Genomic DNA, 20615 nt, shown 5'->3' with positions numbered 1-20615 from the left:
CAAGAAACGCGTCAAAAACCCGTAGCAGAAGGAAAACCTGATAGGCTTAAGCAAGAAACGCGTCAAAAACCCGTAGCAGAAGGAAAACCTGATAGGCTTAAGCAAGAAACGCGTCAAAAACCCGTAGCAGAAGGAAAACCTGATAGGCTTAAGCAAGAAACGCGTCAAAAAACGGAGTCAGTAGAAAAACCTGGTTGGATTAAGGAAGAAACGCGTCAAAAAACGGAGGCAGTAGGAAAACCTGATAGGATTAGGCAGGAAACGCGTCAAAAAACGGAGTCAGTAGGAAAACCTGATTGGATTAGGCAGGAAACGTGTCAAAAATCGGTGTCAGTGGGAAAACCTGATAGGATTAGGCAGGAAACGCGTCAAAAAACGGAGTCAGAAGGAAAACCTGATAGGATTAGGCAGGAAACGCGTCAAAAAACGGTGACAGTAGGAAAACCTGATAGGCTTAAGCAAGAAACGCGTCAAAAACCCGTAGCAGAAGGAAAACCTGATAGGATTAAGCAAGAAATGCGTCAAAAACCCGTAGCAGAAGAAAAACCTGATAGGATTAGGCAGGAAACGCGTCGAAAAACGTAGTCGGTAGGAAAACCTGATAGGATTAGGCAAGAAACGAGTCAAAAAACGGAGGCAGTAGAAAAAACAGATAGGATTAAGCAAAATACGAGTCAAAAACCCGCGTCAGTAGCAAAAATTGCTTGAATCAGCAGTGAAACAGAAGTAACAGCCAAAGGCAATTGCATTCAATCACCTACAACAAAAAAACACACGAACTTACAGCCCGTGTGTTTGCCAACTTAGTTCTTCTCCATCACCGCAAAATAATTATCTTCGTTATCGGCAAAGTTGAATACTTTACCAAAAGGCATTTCAACGAGCTCTCCTACTGTGATTTCTTTATTCTTGTATGTTTGGTAGAGCTTTTCAATGTCATTTGTATAAAACATAAGAGAGGGTGTCCCAAGGTTTAATTCCGGGCTCATCTTTGCAACGGTTTGTTTATCTTGAAGTACAATCGTTGTTTCTGTTTGTTCGGACGAAGCAACCTCATACCATTTAAAATCTCCTTCGTCATTTTCCGCAATCAGTTTGAAGCCGATTTTTTCTATCCAAAATTGCAAGCTTGTTTGTTGGTCGTTGACATATAACATGATTTGTCCTAGTGATAGGGTCAAAATAATTGCCTCCTTTATCTTGTCGTTTGACTATCCATATATATGACTTCCCACGTATGTCCATCAAGATCTTGAAAGCCCATTTGATACATAAATCCAAAGTCTTTTGCTTCAGATGCCAATCTACCACCAGCATCTAACGCCTTTTTAATAATTTCATTGACTTGGTTTCTACTTTCAGCAGCAAAGGATGTAATGACTTCAATTTGGTCATTGGAATCAATGATGTTTTTGGCGGTAAAGTTTTTAAACTGTCCCTCTGTCATCAGCATGGAAAAAGTATGTTCATTGATGACCATACACGCGGCGTCATCGTTAGTGAAATCGTCGTTGAAAGTAAACCCAATTTGTTTAAAAAAGTCCATTGACTTCTTTAAGTCTTTCACAGGTAAATTAATAAATGTCATTTTAGGTTGAAAAGACATTTCTTGTCACCTTCTCTTTCGTAGTTAATGGTAAGACTGATTTCACGTTAATTATAGAGACATGCTATGAGGTAGTCAATTTTAATTTAGAATATTCTGTAAAAAGAACATACTTCATTCCTTCTTATCATTCTTCATAACAGAGATACACCCCTTTTTATAAGTCTAGGAGGGGTGTATTAACTCGTTACATTTGCTGTTTTAATGCAATAACAATCTTTGTACCTTGATGCTGTTCACTAGTCAGATAAACGGTGCCACCGTGGGCTGTAATGATATCTCTCGCAATCGCCATTCCAAGCCCAGTACCTTGTGCTTTTGTATTAGTGCCACGGTAGTATCGGTCAAAAATTTGCTCTAAGTCGTCGGAAGCGATACCGTTTCCATTATCCTCAATGATTAGTTTTCCAGCTTCTAGACGAATATCTACCTCAACGTCTGATGCATTATGGAGAAGGGCATTGTGAATAAAATTCAATAGAGCTCGTTTCATTAAATGCTGGTCGATGGACCAAATGAGTGCCGGATCATCACTTTCAAAACTGATATGATAGCCGTCATAACGAGGATCATTCAAGATGTCAATAACCATTTCCCGCGTAAATCGTTCTGCCTTTATCTCTTGTATGTGCAAAGGTAATTCTTGGTTGCGTAATCGCAGTGTAAGGTTAAAGTCATCTAGTAATTCTTTCATATAAAGAGATTGCCGCTCAATGACTTCTGCGTATTCCTGCCTCTCCGCATGGGAAACTTGCTCCTCATTTAATAACTCGGCATAGCCGCGAATGGAGGCAAGCGGTGTTTTTAAATCATGGGAAACATTACTTATCCATTCGTTGCGCATATTTTCGAGTTTTTTACGTTCTTCCTCATGCGCTTGAAGGGTAGTGGAAACTTCATTCAGATTGGCAAACACAGGTTTATAAATACCTGCTCGTTTCGTCTTTTGAACAGCGAAATTTCGTGCTTTAAGTTGAGAAATGCGTTCAATCATATAATGAACAGGCTTGGTCAGTATTGTGCTAAAGAGTAGCCCAACAATAGCTGCGATAATCAAATCAACAATCGTTATGGCAATGATTGCTTTGAAGACATACGTAATGACTGAAGTGGTATCCATCATGAAAGTAACGCGCTCCTCTTTACTTTGGGGGACACCAATGATGTAACTATATTCTTCGAATTCCCCGAGGAAATACGTATTAAAATGATCGTCCATATACTTATATTTATGTACAAGTTCTACAGGGCTATAATGATTTGCAACTCCATCAGGTGCAAATTTAGAGGAAATCACCTCTCCATTATGATTTAAAATTTGCAGCCACGCACCGAATGATTCTAGCGCCTCTACTCCTTCAGCTGAAAGAGTTGGTTGTTCATCTTCTATTGTTAAATAGTTAGAAAAAGAACGGGTGAATCGTTCGGCTGAACCACTTTCTACTTGATCAATGCCTTGTTGTTGCTGATAAATAAGCAAACCAATTAAAACCATTGTATTAACAATGATGACGATGAAAACGATGCTTAAAATTGAGAATAAATACCTACCAGTTAATTTCCATTTCATTTGTCCTCACCTATTTTACATTCAGTCGATACCCGAGCCCTTTAACCGTCGTAATGAAGGTCGGTTTGGATGGATTATCTTCTATTTTCTCACGTAATCTGCGGATATGAACCATTAATGTATTATCTGCTCCGTAGAAGTCTTCACCCCACACGGTTTGAAACAATGTTTCCTTACTAAGTATTCGATTTGGGTTTCGGATAAAACAAGCCATTAACCCAACTTCCTTAGCAGTTAGTTCTATGCGTTGATCCTGCTTGTACACTTCTGTTTGTTCTTTATTTAAGGCAAAAGGACCGGCAGTCATCATCGTTGTTTCTATCATTGCTTGTTCAGATATCTGTTGTGAATAGCTGCCAGCACGTCGGAGTTGCGCTTTCACACGATAAGCAACTTCTTTTGGGCTGAATGGTTTTGTAATATAGTCATCTCCGCCAATTGCCAATCCTAATATCTTATCGACTTCATCTGTTTTGGCGGATAGGAATAAAATTGGAATTCTTGAGACTTCACGGATTTTTTTACATAAATCGTAGCCCTCACCGTCAGGAAGCATCACATCGAGAATCGCTAAATGTGGGGAGAAAGCCTGGAATTGTTCCCAACCATTCTTAACTGTACCTGCTGTTTGTATGGATTGAAATCCTTCTTTTTTTAGAGAAGTTTGCATGAGCTGACATAAATCTTGTTCATCATCAACGATTAGAATACGAGGCTGTTCCACATTGATTCCTTCCTTTCATCTATCTATTAGCCTTATCTTAACAGTGTTTAACGATTATTATATACAATTTAAGGATTTTGTAAGGTAGAAGTGAATTTAGTGTAAGGATGGGGAGGTAAAGTAGAGACATAAGAAAGAGGTGCTTAATATATGGAATCATTATTAGTTGTAAAAAAGGTAGAAAAAATATACGGAAAAGGTGCAAACACATTTCATGCGCTTCAGAATATATCATTTGACATTAGCCATGGGGAATTTGTAGGCGTTATGGGGCCATCAGGAGCTGGGAAGTCTACCTTACTAAATGTATTGGCAACAATTGACTCTCCGACAAACGGTGATATTTATATTGAAGAAGACAATATTGCCAAAATGAAAGAAGAGAAGTTAGCGGATTTTCGCCGTGATCATTTAGGTTTTATTTTTCAAGACTACAATCTACTCGATTCATTAACTGTTCGCGAAAATATTGTCTTTCCACTTGCGATTGCTAAAAAATCAGCAAAGGAAATGGCTGAAAAAGTAGAGACATTAGCGCATACATTCGGGATTGCTCCTTTATTGGATAAATATCCTTATCAAATATCTGGAGGTCAGAAACAAAGAACGGCAGCTTGTCGTGCACTGATTTCGAATCCTAAATTGATTTTTGCTGATGAACCGACTGGTGCTTTGGATTCAAAGTCAGCAACAGATTTACTAGAAAGCATGAGCCAATTAAATGAAAAGCATGAAACAACGATTATGATGGTTACGCATGATGCTTATGCTGCTAGTTTTTGCCGAAGAATTCTTTTTATTAAAGATGGCCAATTATCAAAGGAAATTTATCGTGGTTCACATACCAGGAAAGAGTTTTTCCAAATGATCTTAGCGGAATTGGCACAACTAGGCGGTGACGATAATGACGCTATTTGATTTAGCGATCAAAAATATTCGTCGAAATGTGAAGAGTTATGGGCTGTACATCGGCTCGATGATTTTCTCTATTATCATTTATTTTACTTTTGTCACGTTGAAATATAGTGAAGACATCACTGCTTTGGCAGCAGTCTCAAAGCAAGTCAGTAGTATTATGAGTGCATCTGCATTTGTTCTGATTATTTTTGTTGCTGTGTTTATCCTTTATTCGAACTCTTTTTTTATGAAAAAAAGGAAGCAGGAAGTAGCGCTTTATTCCTTACTTGGGGTACGTAAACGCTCCATCGGTTTTATGCTTTTTTTCGAGAATATCGTTATTGGCGTAATTGCCTTAATTATTGGTGTTGGCTTGGGCTTCTTACTATCACAACTCCTCTTAATGGTTTTATTAAAATTAATGGGACTTGAAGTAATGAGCAGTCTAGCATTTTCACCAAGTGCAGTTGTTAATACAGTCATCGTCTTTATGATTCTGTTTTTATTTACGTCATTACAAGGTTATCGTGTTATTTATCGTTTTAAGTTAATTGATTTATTTCACGCAGAAAAGAAAGGCGAGGAATTGCCGAAAGCACGTCTTATCTCGGCTGTATTAGGTGTGGCATCATTAGCAGGTGCTTATTGGTTGGCGTTGCAAGATTTGATGACTTCAGAAGTATGGCGCTTACTTAGTGGAGCTATGCCATTAGTGATTATTGGATTAACTGTGTTAGGAACGTATCTGATTTTTAATAGTGTACTTGTCTATATTTTATCGAAATTAAAAAATCAAAAGAACTGGGCTTGGAAAGGATTAAATCTATGGACAACGTCACAGCTATTGCACCGCATTCGTGGGAATGCACGAACACTAACAGTAATTGCAACTTTAAGTGCAACAACAATTACTGCTGGTGGTGCGGTATTTGGGCTTTATTATAATGCGGACAAAGAAATAGAGACCTACACGCCTATTACATTTATGTGGGAGGGCGAGCCACAGAAAATTACACAAGACATTGTTGTGTATGAAGAGGAAATCAAAAGTAAAACTGTCCGTATAGCTGAAGGTGACATGGAAATTGACTACCAAGTAATGGATTATTCAACCTTCAAGCAATTGGCTACACAACAAGGGTGGGAGGGCCTCCCTACCATTAATCAGGAAGAGGCATTTATCCTGGATACGTATTATGATGAGCGTTGGTCGACGAAAGTAGATGAGGTTAAGCTTAATAAGCAAACATTAAACGTAATTGCTTACGAGGATCGATCTGTTGTTAATACCTTCACAATGGGAGGTAAATTATTAGTTGTAACAGATGCTTTTTTTGAACAAATTGACAGCCCTCAGGTGACCTACCAGGCAGTTCAAGTGGAAGATTATAAAAAGCAGCAAGCACTATCTGATGATTTAGCTGCTTCTACAGAACAATTTTCAAGTGCAACACAACAATATAAAGATTCCATTGAAGCTTCAGGCTCTATGCTATTTGTTGGAAGCTTTCTTGGACTCGTATTCTTAGTCGCTACGGGTAGCATCATTTTCTTTAAGATGATGACTGAAGCAGAAGAAGATAAAGGGAAATATCAAGTGTTATACAAAATTGGTGTGTCACAAAAAGAAATGAAACGAACGATTAGACATCAGGTGGGAATGATCTTTACGGCACCACTACTACTTGGATTAATGCATGGAGCGATCGCCTTAGTTGCATTTTCTAATTTGCTAATGATGAATCTGCTTATACCAGTAGTAATATGGATGCTAGCATATACAATAATCTATTTCATCTATTATTTCTTAACGATAAGAAGCTTTCAAAAAACGATATTTTCAATGTTAGGGGAGAGATAAATGAAGAAGACAACTGGGGTTATCGGGGGAATTGTCATCGTTTTTATTGTGGCAGTTATTCTATTAATGAATATGGATTTTAATCGTTTAGGCAAAGAGAACGCGTATGTTCAATTAAATGAAGAGCCGAGAGTAGAAGAAGAAACATTAGAATCAGGAGAAGTGATGAAAAGGTATTGGTATGAGCTTTCAGCTTATAATAAAGAGGGCAAAGCAATCGCAGTAGAATTCTCTTCTTCTAGAGCTTTGCGAGAGGGTGCCTACTTAATGCTTTATCTTGATGATAGTAATGAAGTCACGTCTTACGATGAAGTAAAAGAAAGTGATATTCCTTCAGAAGTAATAGAAAAAATAAATGCGTAAAGATAGGCCCCTGAAAATTTTTTTCGGGGCCTTTTAAGTATTTTGGAATAATAAATAATAAGAATGGTAAAGTTGAATAAAACAGCAAAATATCCGTTAAAAGCAAATAAAAGAATAACCACTAAGAAAAAATGCGCGGAACTTTCCAACTTTTATCTGTTTTCCATTATTTTTTTCAGTCAAATATCAAAAAATTTTATATAATATAAATAGGATTTATACTATTATAGAGGGAGAAGAATTTCTTCTATGATGGATAATTGCCAATTTTATAGTATAATTAGTATTGAGAAATATATATTTTGCAAAGATTGATGACATTTAATTTAGCGCATATTAAAGAGAAGGTGCCTGCACAATGTAAACGTTTGCCTACATCGACCAACAACTGGAAGGGTAGAGAAGCGTTTTTGGTGTAGGTTAGACTATTGTCTTATTTTCTCTGCAAATTTCACGGTATAAGGATGGTAAAAAATGAGCAACGGGGAAACCAAAGAAGTGATTTTAATTGGTGCTGGGATTATGAGCGCGACTTTAGGTTCGCTCTTAAAAGAATTAGTTCCAGACTGGAAAATCAAAGTGTTTGAGAAATTGGATAAAACAGGGGAAGAAAGTTCAAATGAGTGGAACAATGCAGGTACAGGTCATGCTGCATTATGTGAGCTTAACTATACGAAAGAAAATCCAGATGGTTCTGTTGATATTAAGAAAGCCATCAATATTAACGAGCAGTTCCAAGTTTCTAAACAATTTTGGGCTTATCTAGTTGATAGTCAATTAATTAGAAGACCACAAGAGTTCATTATGCCTTTGCCACATATGAGTTTAGTGCAAGGACAAAAAAATGTAGAGTTTTTGAAAAGACGGCATGAAGCAATGTCTAGCAATCCACTATTTGCTAGTATGGAGTATGCGACAGATCATGAAACATTAAAAAAATGGATTCCTTTAATTATGGAAAACCGTGCAACTACTGATGCGATTGCCGCAACAAAAATCGATTCAGGTACAGATGTAAACTTCGGTGCTCTTACACGTTTATTATTCCAACAACTAGAGTCTCAAGGTGTGGAAATGCACTATCAGCATAGTGTAGATGATTTAAAACGCACAAGAGATGGCGGCTGGGAAGTGAAAGTACGTGACCATGCAGGTGGAAACCTGGAAAACCATAAAGCAGACTTTGTCTTTATCGGTTGTGGAGGCGGTAGCTTACACTTACTACAAAAATCAGGTATTCCTGAAGGGAAAGGCATTGGCGGGTTCCCTGTAAGTGGAATCTTTATGTCTTGTACAAACCAAGAGATCGTGGAACAGCATCATGCGAAAGTTTATGGTAAAGCGCCTGTGGGTGCACCACCAATGTCTGTGCCGCATTTGGATACAAGATACATTAATAACAAAAAATCATTATTATTCGGTCCATTCGCCGGCTTCTCACCAAAGTTTTTAAAAAATGGTTCCATGTTTGATTTAATCACTTCTGTAAAGCCAAGCAATGTGTTAACCATGTTATCAGCTGGTGTGAAGGAAATGGGCTTAACAAAATATCTAATTGAGCAAGTGCTACAGTCAAAAGAAAAGCGCATGGAACAATTACGTGAATTCGTTCCAAATGCAAAAAGTGAAGACTGGGAATTAGTCATTGCTGGTCAACGTGTGCAAGTGATTAAAGATACAGAAGAAGGCGGAAAAGGTACGCTCCAATTTGGTACTGAAGTGGTAACGGCAGGCGACGGTTCAATAGCTGCTTTATTAGGCGCATCACCAGGGGCATCGACAGCTGTTCCAGTTATGCTGGATATCATTGAGCGCTGCTTCCCAGAAAACATAAAAGATTGGGAGCCAAAAATTAAAGAGATGGTACCATCTTACGGCCTTTCTTTATCAGAAAATCCGGAGTTACTCCAAAAAGTAAATCAAACGACTGACCGAGCGCTCGGTTTAGATCAAAATAAAGCGATTCATAATTAATAGATGAGAGAGAAACCTGAACATCACAGCTGAAGTGTGGAATGTTCAGGTTTTTCTTTTTTGTGTTTATGAATGGTTATTGATTGGTGGGAAATCTGGTAAGCCTGTCCGATTGCGCTGCCGCATGATAAATAGTTGAAAATCAGAAGAACCTTGATAAATGGATTGTGATTAGTTACAAGTTCCAGAGTAGCGTATTTATGATTGCGCAAAGTGTGGGTATGACGAATTGTCCGCATAAACTGCGAAAACGGAGAGACTACTGTGCACATAGGCGAATTACCCACACAACCTGACAGAATAAATGTAACTATTGTGAGCACAGCCCTTTAGCTCCCTTGCGTTTTCCATACAAACCCTTTTCGTTCATTTTTCCTCTCCAGTTATCAATAAATCATTGATGAAATCCGTCCGTAATGTTGCTGTTCTAAACCCTATATTTGCCATGACGTGGAAGTATAATCTATTGTCAGATCCTAATATAATCTGATATGATTTATTCATAAAGTATTTAGATGTCTAAATATATTATTTTAATAAAGGGGTCTTTCTCATGAAATTGAATGGTAAGGTTGCGATTATTACTGGGAGTGCTTCTGGAATCGGAAGAGGAATGGCGCTTGCGATGGCGAAAGAAGGCGCGCATGTTGCCATTGTTGATGTGAATGAAGAAAAAGGGAAAGAGACATTAGCAGAGATTCGTGTTCACACAGAAGGTATGCTGTTTATCAAAGATATCACAGTACAAGAAAACATTACGCAAATTGTTGAAGAAGTTGTTAGGAAGTTTGGTAAACTTGATATTCTCGTAAATAATGCACATGTATCTAAACAGGTGCTCTTTAATGAAACAACTCAAGAGCATTTTGACCTTTCTTTTAACACTGGTTTTTATCCAACGGTTCGCTTTATGCAAGCGGCGTATCCTGAGTTAAAGAAAAATAAAGGAAAAGTCATTAATTTTGCTTCAGGAGCGGGAATTGATGGACAAGTGACACAAACAGCTTATGCTGCTGCGAAAGAAGCGATACGTGCCATCACACGTGTAACAGCAAATGAATGGGGACCTGATCATATTAATATTAACTTGATTTCTCCAATTGCTTTAACACCAGGAGTGGAACAATGGAAACAACATGCGCCTGAAGCATATGATGCGATGGTAAATAAGATTCCATTACGCCGTTTAGGTGATTCTGAAAATGATATCGGGAAAGTAGCTGTATTCTTAGCAAGTGAAGATTCAAACTACATTACTGGACAAACTATACTTGTTGATGGTGGTTCAATAAAATTACATTAACTCAAGAATCTCCTACCAAAATAAATGGCGGGGGATTTTTTTTGTCTCTAACTCAGATTCCATCATTATAAGTAGACAGAATGTTTGTAAATGCCCGTCAAAATGACATTGTAGAGGGATTGAGCTATAATATATCCGTTATTGATTACCTTTCATAAATGGAAAGGGGGTTTATTTCATTTGATTCAAATGCATGATATAAGTAAACGCTTCGCTGATTACGAAGCGATTAAAGCGGTTGATATCGAAGTAAATGGAGGCGAGATCTACGGCATCATTGGTGCAAGTGGAGCGGGAAAATCGACATTACTACGGTTAATGAACTTGCTTGAAGTACCCGATTGCGGTGAAGTCGTTGTTGATGGAAAAAACTTGATGACGATGAAACCAAAACAGTTAAGAGAAGCGAGAAAATCAATGGGGATGATTTTTCAGCATTTTAATCTTGTGGCGAATTTAACTATTTATGATAATGTCGAGGTTTGTCTTCAGCTAGCAAACTACCCAAAGCATCAACGAAGAGAAAGAGTGATGGAATGCTTAAGGTTCGTAGGTCTTGCTCATTTGGAAAAGCAGTACCCACAAAGTTTAAGTGGCGGTCAAAAACAAAGAGTGGCGATTGCTAGAGCCCTTGCGAACGAGCCTAAGGTGTTATTATGCGATGAACCAACCTCTTCACTTGACCCTCATACAACAGCGGAAATTCTCGCTGTGCTAGAGGAGATTAATCGTACATTAGGGGTCACGATTGTCATAGTTAGCCATGAGATGGAGGTTATACAAAGCATTTGTCACCGCGTATCGGTTATGGCAGATGGCTCTGTCTATAAGACAATTGAGCTTGAACCGAAAGGCATCCCTGATGTGGACCACACCCCTGAATATTTTATTGAAAAATTAACAGGTGAGGTGAGCGGGGATGCCTGAAGTATTGCAAAGGTATGAGGCGGAAATTTGGCAAGCGATTGGCGAGACTTTTGCGATGGTGGGGATGTCCATTCTTGCCGCTGTCATCGTGGGACTCCCTGTTGGAACACTACTTTTTCTTTGTCGAAAAGAGAATTTACTAGAAAGTCGAGCTGTTTTTTCGATTTTAAATTTATTGGTAAATACGATTCGTTCTTTTCCATTTTTATTATTAGTCGTATTCTTGATTCCTTTTACAAGGTTCATTATTGGGACAGCGATAGGCACAGCGGCAGCAACTGTACCGCTTTCAATTATCGCTATCGCACATTATTCTCGCCTTGTAGAACAGTCTTTATTAGATGTCCCTAGAGGCGTAATAGAGGCAGCAAAGGCAATGGGCGCATCGGTTGTCGAAGTTGTCTTCAAATTTTTATTTGTCGAAGCACGTTCAGGGCTAGTCCTTGGCTTAACTACTTCAATTATTAGTTTTATATCCTATTCCACTATTATGGGAGTAGTAGGTGGTGGAGGAATTGGTGATTTCGCCATTCGCTATGGATATCAACAATTTATGACGGATTTAATGATATATATGATCATTATTATGGTCATTCTCGTACAGTGCATCCAGTTTATTGGGACAACTGTTGCGAGAGTGATTGATAAGAGATGACTACATACTGAAGGAGGACAATATGAAAAGACTATTTGCTTTAATGATACTAAGTATTTTGATGCTTGCTGCTTGTGGTCAAGAAACAGAAGATCAAGCAGATGATAAACAAACAAATGGTGGTGACAGTAAAGAAGAGGTAACACTAAAAGTCGCTTCACTTATTCCACCGATGACAGAGATTCTTGAGTTAGTAGCGCCACAACTGAAAGAAGAGGGCATTCATCTAGAGATGGTTGTGCTAAGTGATAATGTGCAACCCAACACAGCTTTAGCGGCAAAAGAAGTAGATGCAAACTTTTTTCAACATGTGCCTTATATGGAAGAGTACAATCGTAGTAATGATGCGAATTTAGTGGCAATACAAGAGATTTATTTTGCCAATTATGGTGTTTATGCAAAGAACTTTGAAGAAATAGCTGATTTACCTGAAGGAGCAACGATTGCCATTGCCAATGATGTATCCAATATTGACCGTTCACTCGCATTACTAGCACAACATGATGTGATTGAATTAAAAGAAAAAACAGGTCCATATTATACGAAATCAGACATCACATCTAATCCAAAGAACTATCAGTTTGAAGAGGTAGATTTATTAATGCTGGCGAGAATGTATGATGATGCTGATGCAGTCGTAATGACTCCTGCTTATGCTGCACCACTGGGCTTAACACCAAAAAGTGATGCACTACTAACAGAAGGTATTGATAATGACTTTGCCATTACACTTGTCGCTCGCGAAGATAACAAAGATTCAGAAGCGATTCAAAAACTTGCAGAAGCAATGACAAGCCCTGAAGTGAAAAAATTCTTAGAAGAAAATTATGATGAAACGGCGATTCCGGCATTTGAATAACATAGAAATGTGTTAGATCCAAGAGGCTGGAACCAAACTAAATTTATCATTTCTAATTCTTAACTAAACTAAACACGTGAAAAATAATAAAAAACGAACTAATCTGAAGCTCTAAAATAGTGTTTCAAATATTAGTTCGTTTTTTTCATTTGCTGAAAACCATTTGTCCCAGCCTCTAGTTGCATTTTATGAATGTGTCTGTCTAAGTGAGTCTGATGCATTGAATCAGAACCTTTTTATTGAATTGGTTGGTGGGAAATGAAGTGGGATGATCGCGCAAAAGTAGGGGGAGAAAAGGGAAGAAGTGCGCATAAATAGGAGATACGCGCAAAAGTGATTAAGGAAAAGGAAGGAAGTGCGCATAAATAGGAGATACGCGCAAAAGTGATTAAGGAAAAGGAAGAAAGTGCACGTAAACAGGAAATACGCGCAAAAGTGAGTGAAGAAAAGGAAGTGCGCGCAAATAGGAAATACGCGCAAAAGTGAGTGAAGAAAAGGAAGAAAGTGCGCGTAAACAGGAAATACGCGCAAAAGTGAGTGAAAAAAAGGAAGGAAGTGCGCATAAATAGGAGATACGCGCAAAAGTGAGTGAAAAAAAGGAAGGAAGTGCGCGTAAATAGGAAATACGCGCAAAAGTGAGTGAAGAAAAGGAAGAAAGTGCGCGTAAACAGTAAATACGCGCAAAAGTGAGTGAAGAAAAGGAAGGAAGTGCGCGCAAATAGGAAATACGCGCAAAAGTGAGTGAAAAAAAGGAAGGAAGTGCGCGTAAATAGGAAATACGCGCAAAAGTGAGTAAAGAAAAGGAAAGAAGTGCGCGTAAATAGGAGATACGCGCAAAAGCGAGTAAAGAAAAGGAAGGAAGTCCCTCAAACAGGAAATGTCCGGACAAAATCGTATCGAAAACCAGTGTGACTTTGTGTGCACATCTTTGCAAGTTTCTTTTGGTGGAGGGAGTTTCAGTTCCTGCCACTATTCCTAGGGTTACTTTGTTTTTCATTTTTCCATTCCATTCAAGCTTTTATAATTTCGGATCGGCTTTTTGACACGTTAACGTTTCTCTCCGAAATAAAAAGCAAAAAGCCGAGTGAGTGGATCGTAACTCTTCCGGCTTTTTGCTCTTTGTCACTTAAACAATCAAGCTTAATAATAAAGTAAATACTAAGCCTGAAATGGAAATGATGGTTTCTAATAAAGTCCATGTAGCAAACGTTTCTTTCATTGATAAACCAAAATACTCTTTAAACATCCAGAAACCTGCATCATTGACGTGGGATGCAATTAAGCTACCTGCACCTGTTGCGAGTACAACGAGAGCAAGGTTAACGTCTGTTTGACCGAGTAAAGGGATAACAAGTCCAGCTGTTGTTAATGCTGCAACTGTCGCAGAACCTAAAGAAATTCTCAAGATGGCTGCGATGGTCCAGGCTAATAAGATAGGTGAAAGGGTCGTGCCTTCGAATAATTGGGCAACATAATCACCAACCCCACCGTCAATCAATACTTGCTTGAAAGCACCACCGCCACCGATGATTAGTAGCATCATTCCAATTTGTGTGATGGCTGTTGTGCAAGAGTCCATTACTTGTTTAATTGGAATATTACGGCCAATGCCCATTGTGTAAATGGCCACAAGTAGAGAGATCAAGATCGCGATTGAAGCATCACCAATGAACTTAATCACGATAATGATTATGCTATCGCTAAAGCCCATCGTTTCTTGAAGTAAAGTAACGATTGTTGCAATTGACATAAGGATCACTGGTAACATCGCTGTAAATACACTGATACCAAACCCTGGTGTGTCTTCAAGTTTAAATTGTTTTTGCTCACCTAAAGAAGCAATATTTCCGCTCTTTGTGAAAGAGTTGGGTACGATTTTCTTCGCAATTTTAGTGAAAACTGGGCCAGCAATAATCACTGTTGGGATAGCAATAATCATCCCGTATAATAGAACTTCACCGATATTTGCACCGTACTCCCCGGCAATGACGGTTGGACCAGGGTGAGGTGGTAAGAAACCATGTGTAACAGATAATGCTGCTGCCATTGGGATACCGAGGTAAAGAATCGATACTTTTAATTCTCTAGAAATCGCAAATACGATGGGAATAAGTAATACAAGACCTACTTCAAAGAATAGGGCAATCCCGATAATAAAGGATGATACGACAACTGCCCATTGGATATTTTTCTCACCAAACTTATTGACAAGGGTCATTGCAATTCTTTGTGCACCGCCAGCATCAGCGATTAATTTACCAAGCATAGCACCTAGACCAAAGATTAAGGCGATATGTCCAAGTGTTCCACCAAGACCACTTTCAATCGTGCCAACAATTTCTGATGCAGGCATGCCAAGAGCTAGGGCAACACCAAATGAAACGATAATAAGTGAGACAAATGTGTTGAGTTTAAGCCCCATAATAAGGAGCAATAGGGCGATAATACCTAAAGCAACAATAAATAATGGCATATTTTTCTCTCCTTTTTATTCGCTATCTTTTCTAATCAAGCCTCTTTGGTAGTTAGCGATTTTTGTATATTCCTCTGTTAATACTCTTGTCAGGTTGATAAAGCTAGGCATTAGTTGACGATACGCATTAGCTGCATCTTCATCTGGTGTATGTCTATGTGTGCTACCGATCATGTCAGAAGCTACTGCAAAATTTTCAATCTCTCCTGTAGCGTATAACCCAAGGATACATGCCCCTAAGCAGGAACTTTCATAGCTTTCAGGTACGACCACTTCAGAATCAAAAATATCCGCCATCATTTGGCGCCAAACAGCAGAGCGGGCAAATCCGCCTGTCGCTTGAATACGCGTAACAGGTTCGTCCATACACTCCATAAGTGCGAGGAAAACAGTGTATAAGTTGAAAATGACACCTTCTAATGCGGCGCGAATCATATGTTCTTTTTTATGTGAAAGGGTTAAACCAAAGAATGAGCCTCTAACATCTGGATTCCATACAGGTGCTCTTTCACCCGCAAGGAAAGGATGGAAAATAAGTCCATTTGCACCTGGTCTCACACGTTCAGCAATTTTCGTTAACACTTCATATGGATCGAGTCCTAAACGTTTGGCAGTCTCTACCTCGGATGAGGCAAATTCGTCACGAATCCAACGGAGGACAATCCCACCATTATTAACAGGGCCACCAATGACCCAGTGATCTTCCGTTAGTGCATAACAGAAAATCCGGCCTTTTTCATCTGTTTGCGGACGATCAATAATCGTACGAATGGCTCCACTAGTTCCGATGGTGACGGCGATTTCCCCTTTGCCAATCGCATTGACTCCGAGATTAGAGAGGACACCATCACTTGCACCGATAACAAAAGGGATATGAGGATCAAGTCCCATTTGTAAGGCAAGCTCACTGTCACAGTGTGTGAATATCTGAGTTGTGGGAACAAGGGTGGATAGCTGGTCCTCGCGAATGCCCGCTATCTTTAATGCTTCTTTGTCCCATGTTAATTCAGTAAGATTCATCATTCCCATTGCTGATGCGATAGAATAATCAACAACATATTGGTTAAAGAACTTCTTGAATATATACTCTTTTATGCCAATGTATTTTTTCGTTCTTTGGGCTATTTCTGGGCGTTCATTTGTAATCCATGTTATTTTACTCAATGGGGACATTGGATGAATAGGGGTCCCTGTACGTTTATAAATCTCATGGCCACCCCATTCATCTTTAATTTTATGTGCCCATGATTCACTGCGGTTATCGGCCCATGTAATACATGGAGTCAATGGTTGATCATTCTCATCGATAGCAATTAAGCTATGCATGGCACTACTAAAGGAAATGAATGCTGGCATCATTTCTCTATTTTTTTTCATAATGTTCGTTATCGCCTGCTTGACCGCTTGATAGATTTCTTCAGGGTCCTGCTCAGCTGTAGACATATCTGGTGTATGCAATGGGTAGCCGATGTTTTCTTTTTGAATGACTTTCCCGTCTTTTGTAAAAAGAACAGCCTTTGTGCTGGTTGTTCCAATATCTACACCTAACATATAGGTTGTCATTTTGTTCCGCCCCCTTCTGCAAGAATTTCTTGGGATTTCCACATATCTTCAACTCTTCCTTGCACATCATCAAAATTTTGATGGAGAGATTGAATCATTAATGCTTTATCTTTTTTCTCAATCGCTTCAATATAGAGTGCGTGGTTTGTGAATATGCGTTCGAAATCGTGCTGGTTTTCTTTAAAACGCTTGCGCATGGATAATAGAATTAACCCCTCCATGACTGGTTTTAAATTATTCCAGATCATTAATATATATGAGTGATTAGCGGCTCGAATAATGGTCTCATGAAATTGTAAATCCTGAAGTGAGAATTCATCCGCATCATTATATTTAATAGAGACTTTCATCATTTCTAAAATCTTATTGAGTTCTTTTACAAGGTCTGTAATATCTGAACGTACAAGTCGTTGATAGATAAACGTTTCAATAAGAATGCGCACATCGTATATTTCTTCTATTTCTTTTTCGGATAAACCAATGACGACTGCACCCATTCGTTCTTGGCGAATAATATTTTCAGCAGAAAGAATTTTTAATGCTTCTCTTATTGGTGATCGACTTACTGAAAAGTCAGCAGCTAATTTATTTTCAGAAAGAATGGTACCGCTTTCAATACGTCCTGAGAGAATTTGCATCCTTAATTCACTTACAACGCGCTCACCTGTCGAAGCTTTCGTGAGCCATTTGGAAGGGTAGAGAAATTCTATTGGTTCGTTCATCATAACACCTTCTCATTTTAGTATACTTGTATACAAGTATTATATCTCGAATTTTCGATTATTCAAGGCGTTAATAAGAATTGTTTTTTTTCAGTATGGAGGAAATGGGGGAAGGGTGGTGGACGAATCCTCTTAGAAAGGTATTCTTAGCTCAAATAAAGATTTAATTATTATTCACTATTTAAGATAAATCATTCGTCATTATTCCATTTAGGTTACATATAATGAAGCAATTTGATGTTGAAGGAGTGGGAAGGGTGTTTTGTAATGGTGAGAATATTATCTTATTGATTGTCTCCTTAGAGAAGGGTCAAGTGACACCCATTCAATGTCACCTGAATGCTTCTTCGCTCTTATATTGTGTACAGGGGCGAATAGAAGTATCATTTGTTTTACCAGATGTACATCAAATCAAGGTGTTCACTATTTCCCCCAACCAAGTAGTTAATATCCCCAAAGGATGTTGGCACCTTATACAAGCTAAAAAAGATAGCCAGTGGTTAAATGCTTTAGATTGTCCTCTGCCTCAAACCATTTTTGCATCGCAGGTACAAGAGTTAAATGAGCATAGAATACTCACGTCAAAAGCACTTCGTCAACATACCGTAACGGCAATTGAAAGCGAACCCTACTATTATCATCATGGTAACTTATCATTTCCAAAAAAATAGAGCCATCGTTCTACCAGGATAAACAGGTGGGACCATGTAGGGCCCCTCCATAGAAAGCAAAGGTGAAGGCCGAACAAGTAGGATTTGCCCGTCACTTAGAGGATAAATACAAAGCGTAAAAAATACATATCCCATTAATCATTCGTACATACTATAATTAAAAAGGTACGCTGCTCCTATAACATGTACGGTTCGTGTTTGAGAAAAGCATAATGAAGGCCATCATATAAAAGAAGGAGGTGTGAGGCGTGGAAATTAAAAAAGCTAGCAATCGTCATTATGGTATTGATGATAGTGGGAAGGAACAAGGAGAAGTTACTTTTTCGGAAAGAAACGATCACACCATTGTTATTGAACATACATATGTAGAGGAAGAAGCGAGAGGTACTGGACTTGCTGAACAACTAGTGGATTCGGTTGTGCAAGAGGTGAAAAGTCAAAACAAAAAAATTGTCCCAGCTTGTCCCTTTGTCGCTGCTCTATTTAAGAAGAAAGCAGAATATCGGGAAGTGCAAGCTTAAACCAAAAAAAGTAGGCGACCCCTACTTTTTTTATTTGCTTCAATCAGGTGATCCCTCCCATGTAATGTTCAAATTTAAAACACTATCGTTCGATATGATAGGAGGGTCTACCATTTAAGTTTTTCATGAGGTGTTTGAATAAATACAACCCATTCTAGGTTCTTTAAAGGACTCGTATGGGGTAAATCTCCTCTCCCTTAAGGCATTGTTCCCGCTTCAAAAGATTTAATTTTACAGTAATATATTCTTAAAACAAAAGTATTGGTTATTTGTTCGACAGAATTCATCATTATTTTGAAGAAAAAAGAGGTGATTCTTATATAAGAAGAGAATTATAGGCTAATAGTTTAGAATTTTTAGACTTTATGAGTTAAGTTAATTTTCTTACTATGATAAAAATTTAGAAAATGTTCAACAAAATAACGTGGTAATGCTTTAATTCGTATTTATTTTTTGTAAAGAATCTATTATAATATAATAATTCAATCTAATTGTTTATTGTTGTATAACAGAAGATCAAAGAGGAGGGAAAATGATGGAATGGCTACAGAACTTAATAAGCGTAGTAGGTAATTTTGTATGGGGGCCAGTAACCCTAGTATTGATAGTGGGAACGGGGATCTTTCTTACTTTTAGGTTAGGATTTATCCAAATAAGGGAACTTCCGTATGCCTTAAAGCTTACTTTTAGTAAAAGTGATAAAAACAATAAAGATAAAGGGGATATATCCCACTTTCAATCTTTGATGACAGCAATGGCAGCCACACTTGGGATAGGAAATATTACCGGTGTAGCGACAGCAGTGATGCTTGGTGGGGTCGGTGCTTTATTCTGGATGTGGTTAGCTGCATTTTTTGGAATGGCAACAAAATACGGTGAAGCCATTTTAGCAGTTAAATACCGCGTGACGAATAGTAAAGGTGAAATCTCCGGGGGACCGATGTATTATATTGAAAAAGGTCTCGGCTGGAAATGGTTAGCTGTATTATTTGCTCTCTTTGGATTTTTGGCATCATTTGGAATTGGTAATATGACACAAGCAAATACTGTTGCTGGCTCATTTGAAGCCAATTTCGGGGTGAACCCATGGATTACGGGTGTTGTTCTAATGGTATTAACAGGATTAGTACTGTTAGGTGGAATTAAAGGAATTGGTCGAGTTACGGGTATATTCGTTCCTTTCATGGCATTATTTTATTTAGCTGGTGGACTTATTATTATCTTTATGAATATTACTGAAGTACCTCAAGCATTAGGTTTTATTATCTCTGAGGCCTTTAACCCATCCGCAGCAACTGGTGGTGCAGTCGGGATGGCCATTCGTTATGGTATCGCTCGTGGGGTATTCTCTAATGAAGCGGGGCTTGGTTCAGCACCCATCGCAGCCGCAGCGGCTAAAACAGATTATCCTGGTAGACAAGCGTTAGTTTCAATGACAGGAACATTTATTGATACAATTATTGTTTGTTCGATTACTGGTTTAACGATTGTATTAAGTGGTCTTTATGTCGGGCATGAAAATGCTTCTAGTTTAACGGGAGAAGCATTTGAATTCTTCTTACCTGGTGTAGGTAATATGCTTGTAGTTATTGGTATTATGTTCTTTGCTTATTCGACTATTATTGGCTGGTCTTATTATGGCGAGAAATGTTTTGGTTATTTATTTGGTGATCAAAATGCAGTGATATACAAGGTGCTGTTTGTCATAACAGTACTCATTGGCTCGGCTTTAGAGTTAGAAATGGTTTGGGGAATTGCTGATATCTTTAATGCACTAATGGCCTTACCAAACTTAATTGCTCTCTTGCTTCTATCTCCAGTCATTGTGGCTGAATCCCGGAAATTCACTGAGATTAGAAAAAAAGAGAAACAAGAAGAGAAGAAACAATCAATGGCAGGATAAGTTGTTGGTTTATTCATTGAAAG

20 protein-coding genes are annotated in these 20615 nt (G+C 38.4%); 12 read left to right on the top strand and 8 right to left on the bottom strand.

The genetic code is table 11. The features are described from left to right. Positions 1–585: hypothetical protein (locus LCM23_RS10680; RefSeq protein ID WP_224936931.1), on the top strand; the 585-nt coding region annotated here is incomplete at its 5' end. A 218-nt stretch (positions 586–803) separates the two neighbouring features. Here the strand turns inward: LCM23_RS10680 and LCM23_RS10675 are convergent. The 4 genes from LCM23_RS10675 to LCM23_RS10660 all read right to left on the bottom strand — a co-directional run bounded on the left by LCM23_RS10675 (position 804) and on the right by LCM23_RS10660 (position 3900). Beyond that, entirely contained in the window at positions 804–1181 is a 378-nt protein-coding gene (locus LCM23_RS10675) for a VOC family protein (protein WP_224936930.1), read from the bottom strand. A gap of 14 nt (positions 1182–1195) precedes the next feature. After that, positions 1196–1606: a VOC family protein gene (locus LCM23_RS10670; protein WP_224936929.1), complete on the bottom strand. Its 411-nt coding sequence runs from the start codon at positions 1604–1606 to the stop codon at positions 1196–1198. Between the two features lie 187 nt (positions 1607–1793). Continuing rightward, positions 1794–3176 carry a sensor histidine kinase gene (locus tag LCM23_RS10665; RefSeq protein WP_224936928.1) on the bottom strand — a complete coding sequence of 461 codons (1383 nt, stop codon included), beginning with the start codon at positions 3174–3176 and terminating at the stop codon, positions 1794–1796. Between the two features lie 10 nt (positions 3177–3186). After that, a complete protein-coding gene (locus tag LCM23_RS10660; protein ID WP_224936927.1) occupies positions 3187–3900 on the bottom strand; it encodes a response regulator transcription factor in 714 nt (237 codons plus the stop codon). A 150-nt stretch (positions 3901–4050) separates the two neighbouring features. Between LCM23_RS10660 and LCM23_RS10655 the strand changes: the two genes are divergently transcribed. The 8 genes from LCM23_RS10655 (at position 4051) to LCM23_RS10620 (ending at position 12739) form a co-directional block, all read left to right on the top strand. Beyond that, the gene (locus LCM23_RS10655) at positions 4051–4818 is read left to right on the top strand and encodes an ABC transporter ATP-binding protein (protein WP_224936926.1); all 768 of its coding nucleotides are present in this window, start codon (positions 4051–4053) and stop codon (positions 4816–4818) included. After that, a complete protein-coding gene (locus LCM23_RS10650) occupies positions 4805–6658 on the top strand; it encodes an FtsX-like permease family protein (RefSeq protein WP_224936925.1) in 1854 nt (617 codons plus the stop codon). Before LCM23_RS10655 ends, LCM23_RS10650 begins: the two co-directional genes overlap by 14 nt. After that, positions 6659–7021 (top strand): YxeA family protein, encoded by a 363-nt coding sequence (locus LCM23_RS10645; RefSeq protein ID WP_224936924.1) that lies wholly within the window; start codon positions 6659–6661, stop codon positions 7019–7021. A 474-nt stretch (positions 7022–7495) separates the two neighbouring features. Continuing rightward, on the top strand, positions 7496–8995 hold the full coding sequence (locus LCM23_RS10640; RefSeq protein WP_224936923.1) for a malate:quinone oxidoreductase: 1500 nt from the start codon (positions 7496–7498) through the stop codon (positions 8993–8995). Positions 8996–9548: 553 nt separating this feature from the next. Then, a complete protein-coding gene (locus LCM23_RS10635) occupies positions 9549–10298 on the top strand; it encodes an SDR family NAD(P)-dependent oxidoreductase (protein WP_224936922.1) in 750 nt (249 codons plus the stop codon). 180 nt (positions 10299–10478) lie between these two features. Continuing rightward, entirely contained in the window at positions 10479–11225 is a 747-nt protein-coding gene (locus LCM23_RS10630) for a methionine ABC transporter ATP-binding protein (protein ID WP_224936921.1), read from the top strand. Beyond that, positions 11218–11880, top strand: a complete 663-nt coding sequence (locus LCM23_RS10625; protein WP_224936920.1) for a methionine ABC transporter permease — start codon at positions 11218–11220, stop codon at positions 11878–11880. Before LCM23_RS10630 ends, LCM23_RS10625 begins: the two co-directional genes overlap by 8 nt. Positions 11881–11902: 22 nt before the next feature. Continuing rightward, the gene (locus tag LCM23_RS10620; RefSeq protein ID WP_224936919.1) at positions 11903–12739 is read left to right on the top strand and encodes a MetQ/NlpA family ABC transporter substrate-binding protein; all 837 of its coding nucleotides are present in this window, start codon (positions 11903–11905) and stop codon (positions 12737–12739) included. A 388-nt stretch (positions 12740–13127) separates the two neighbouring features. On the opposite strand, the gene LCM23_RS10615 is transcribed toward LCM23_RS10620, so the two are convergent. The 4 genes from LCM23_RS10615 to LCM23_RS10600 form a co-directional block, all read right to left on the bottom strand. Then, positions 13128–13736, bottom strand: coding sequence for a hypothetical protein (locus LCM23_RS10615; RefSeq protein WP_224936918.1), 609 nt, complete (start codon positions 13734–13736; stop codon positions 13128–13130). Positions 13737–13865: 129 nt separating this feature from the next. Then, positions 13866–15212 carry a GntP family permease gene (locus LCM23_RS10610; RefSeq protein ID WP_224936917.1) on the bottom strand — a complete coding sequence of 449 codons (1347 nt, stop codon included), beginning with the start codon at positions 15210–15212 and terminating at the stop codon, positions 13866–13868. Positions 15213–15227: 15 nt separating this feature from the next. Further along, complete coding sequence (gene gntK, locus LCM23_RS10605) at positions 15228–16775, bottom strand: gluconokinase (RefSeq protein WP_224936916.1); 1548 nt, start codon at positions 16773–16775, stop codon at positions 15228–15230. Then, positions 16772–17497 carry a GntR family transcriptional regulator gene (locus LCM23_RS10600; RefSeq protein ID WP_224936915.1) on the bottom strand — a complete coding sequence of 242 codons (726 nt, stop codon included), beginning with the start codon at positions 17495–17497 and terminating at the stop codon, positions 16772–16774. The genes gntK and LCM23_RS10600 overlap by 4 nt, the downstream gene beginning before the upstream one ends. Before the next feature lie 224 nt (positions 17498–17721). On the opposite strand from LCM23_RS10600, the gene LCM23_RS10595 reads away from it, so the two are divergent. The 3 genes from LCM23_RS10595 (at position 17722) to LCM23_RS10585 (ending at position 20592) form a co-directional block, all read left to right on the top strand. Then, positions 17722–18168, top strand: a complete 447-nt coding sequence (locus LCM23_RS10595) for a cupin domain-containing protein (protein ID WP_224936914.1) — start codon at positions 17722–17724, stop codon at positions 18166–18168. Between the two features lie 248 nt (positions 18169–18416). Beyond that, positions 18417–18689: a GNAT family N-acetyltransferase gene (locus LCM23_RS10590; protein WP_224936913.1), complete on the top strand. Its 273-nt coding sequence runs from the start codon at positions 18417–18419 to the stop codon at positions 18687–18689. Positions 18690–19221: 532 nt separating this feature from the next. Next, positions 19222–20592, top strand: a complete 1371-nt coding sequence (locus LCM23_RS10585) for an alanine/glycine:cation symporter family protein (protein WP_095371414.1) — start codon at positions 19222–19224, stop codon at positions 20590–20592. Positions 20593–20615 lie beyond the last annotated feature (23 nt).

The sequence above is a fragment of the Cytobacillus kochii genome (assembly GCF_020171845.1).
GTDB lineage: Bacteria > Bacillota > Bacilli > Bacillales > Cytobacillaceae > Cytobacillus > Cytobacillus kochii.
This window is presented reverse-complemented; position numbering and strand designations above follow the sequence as displayed.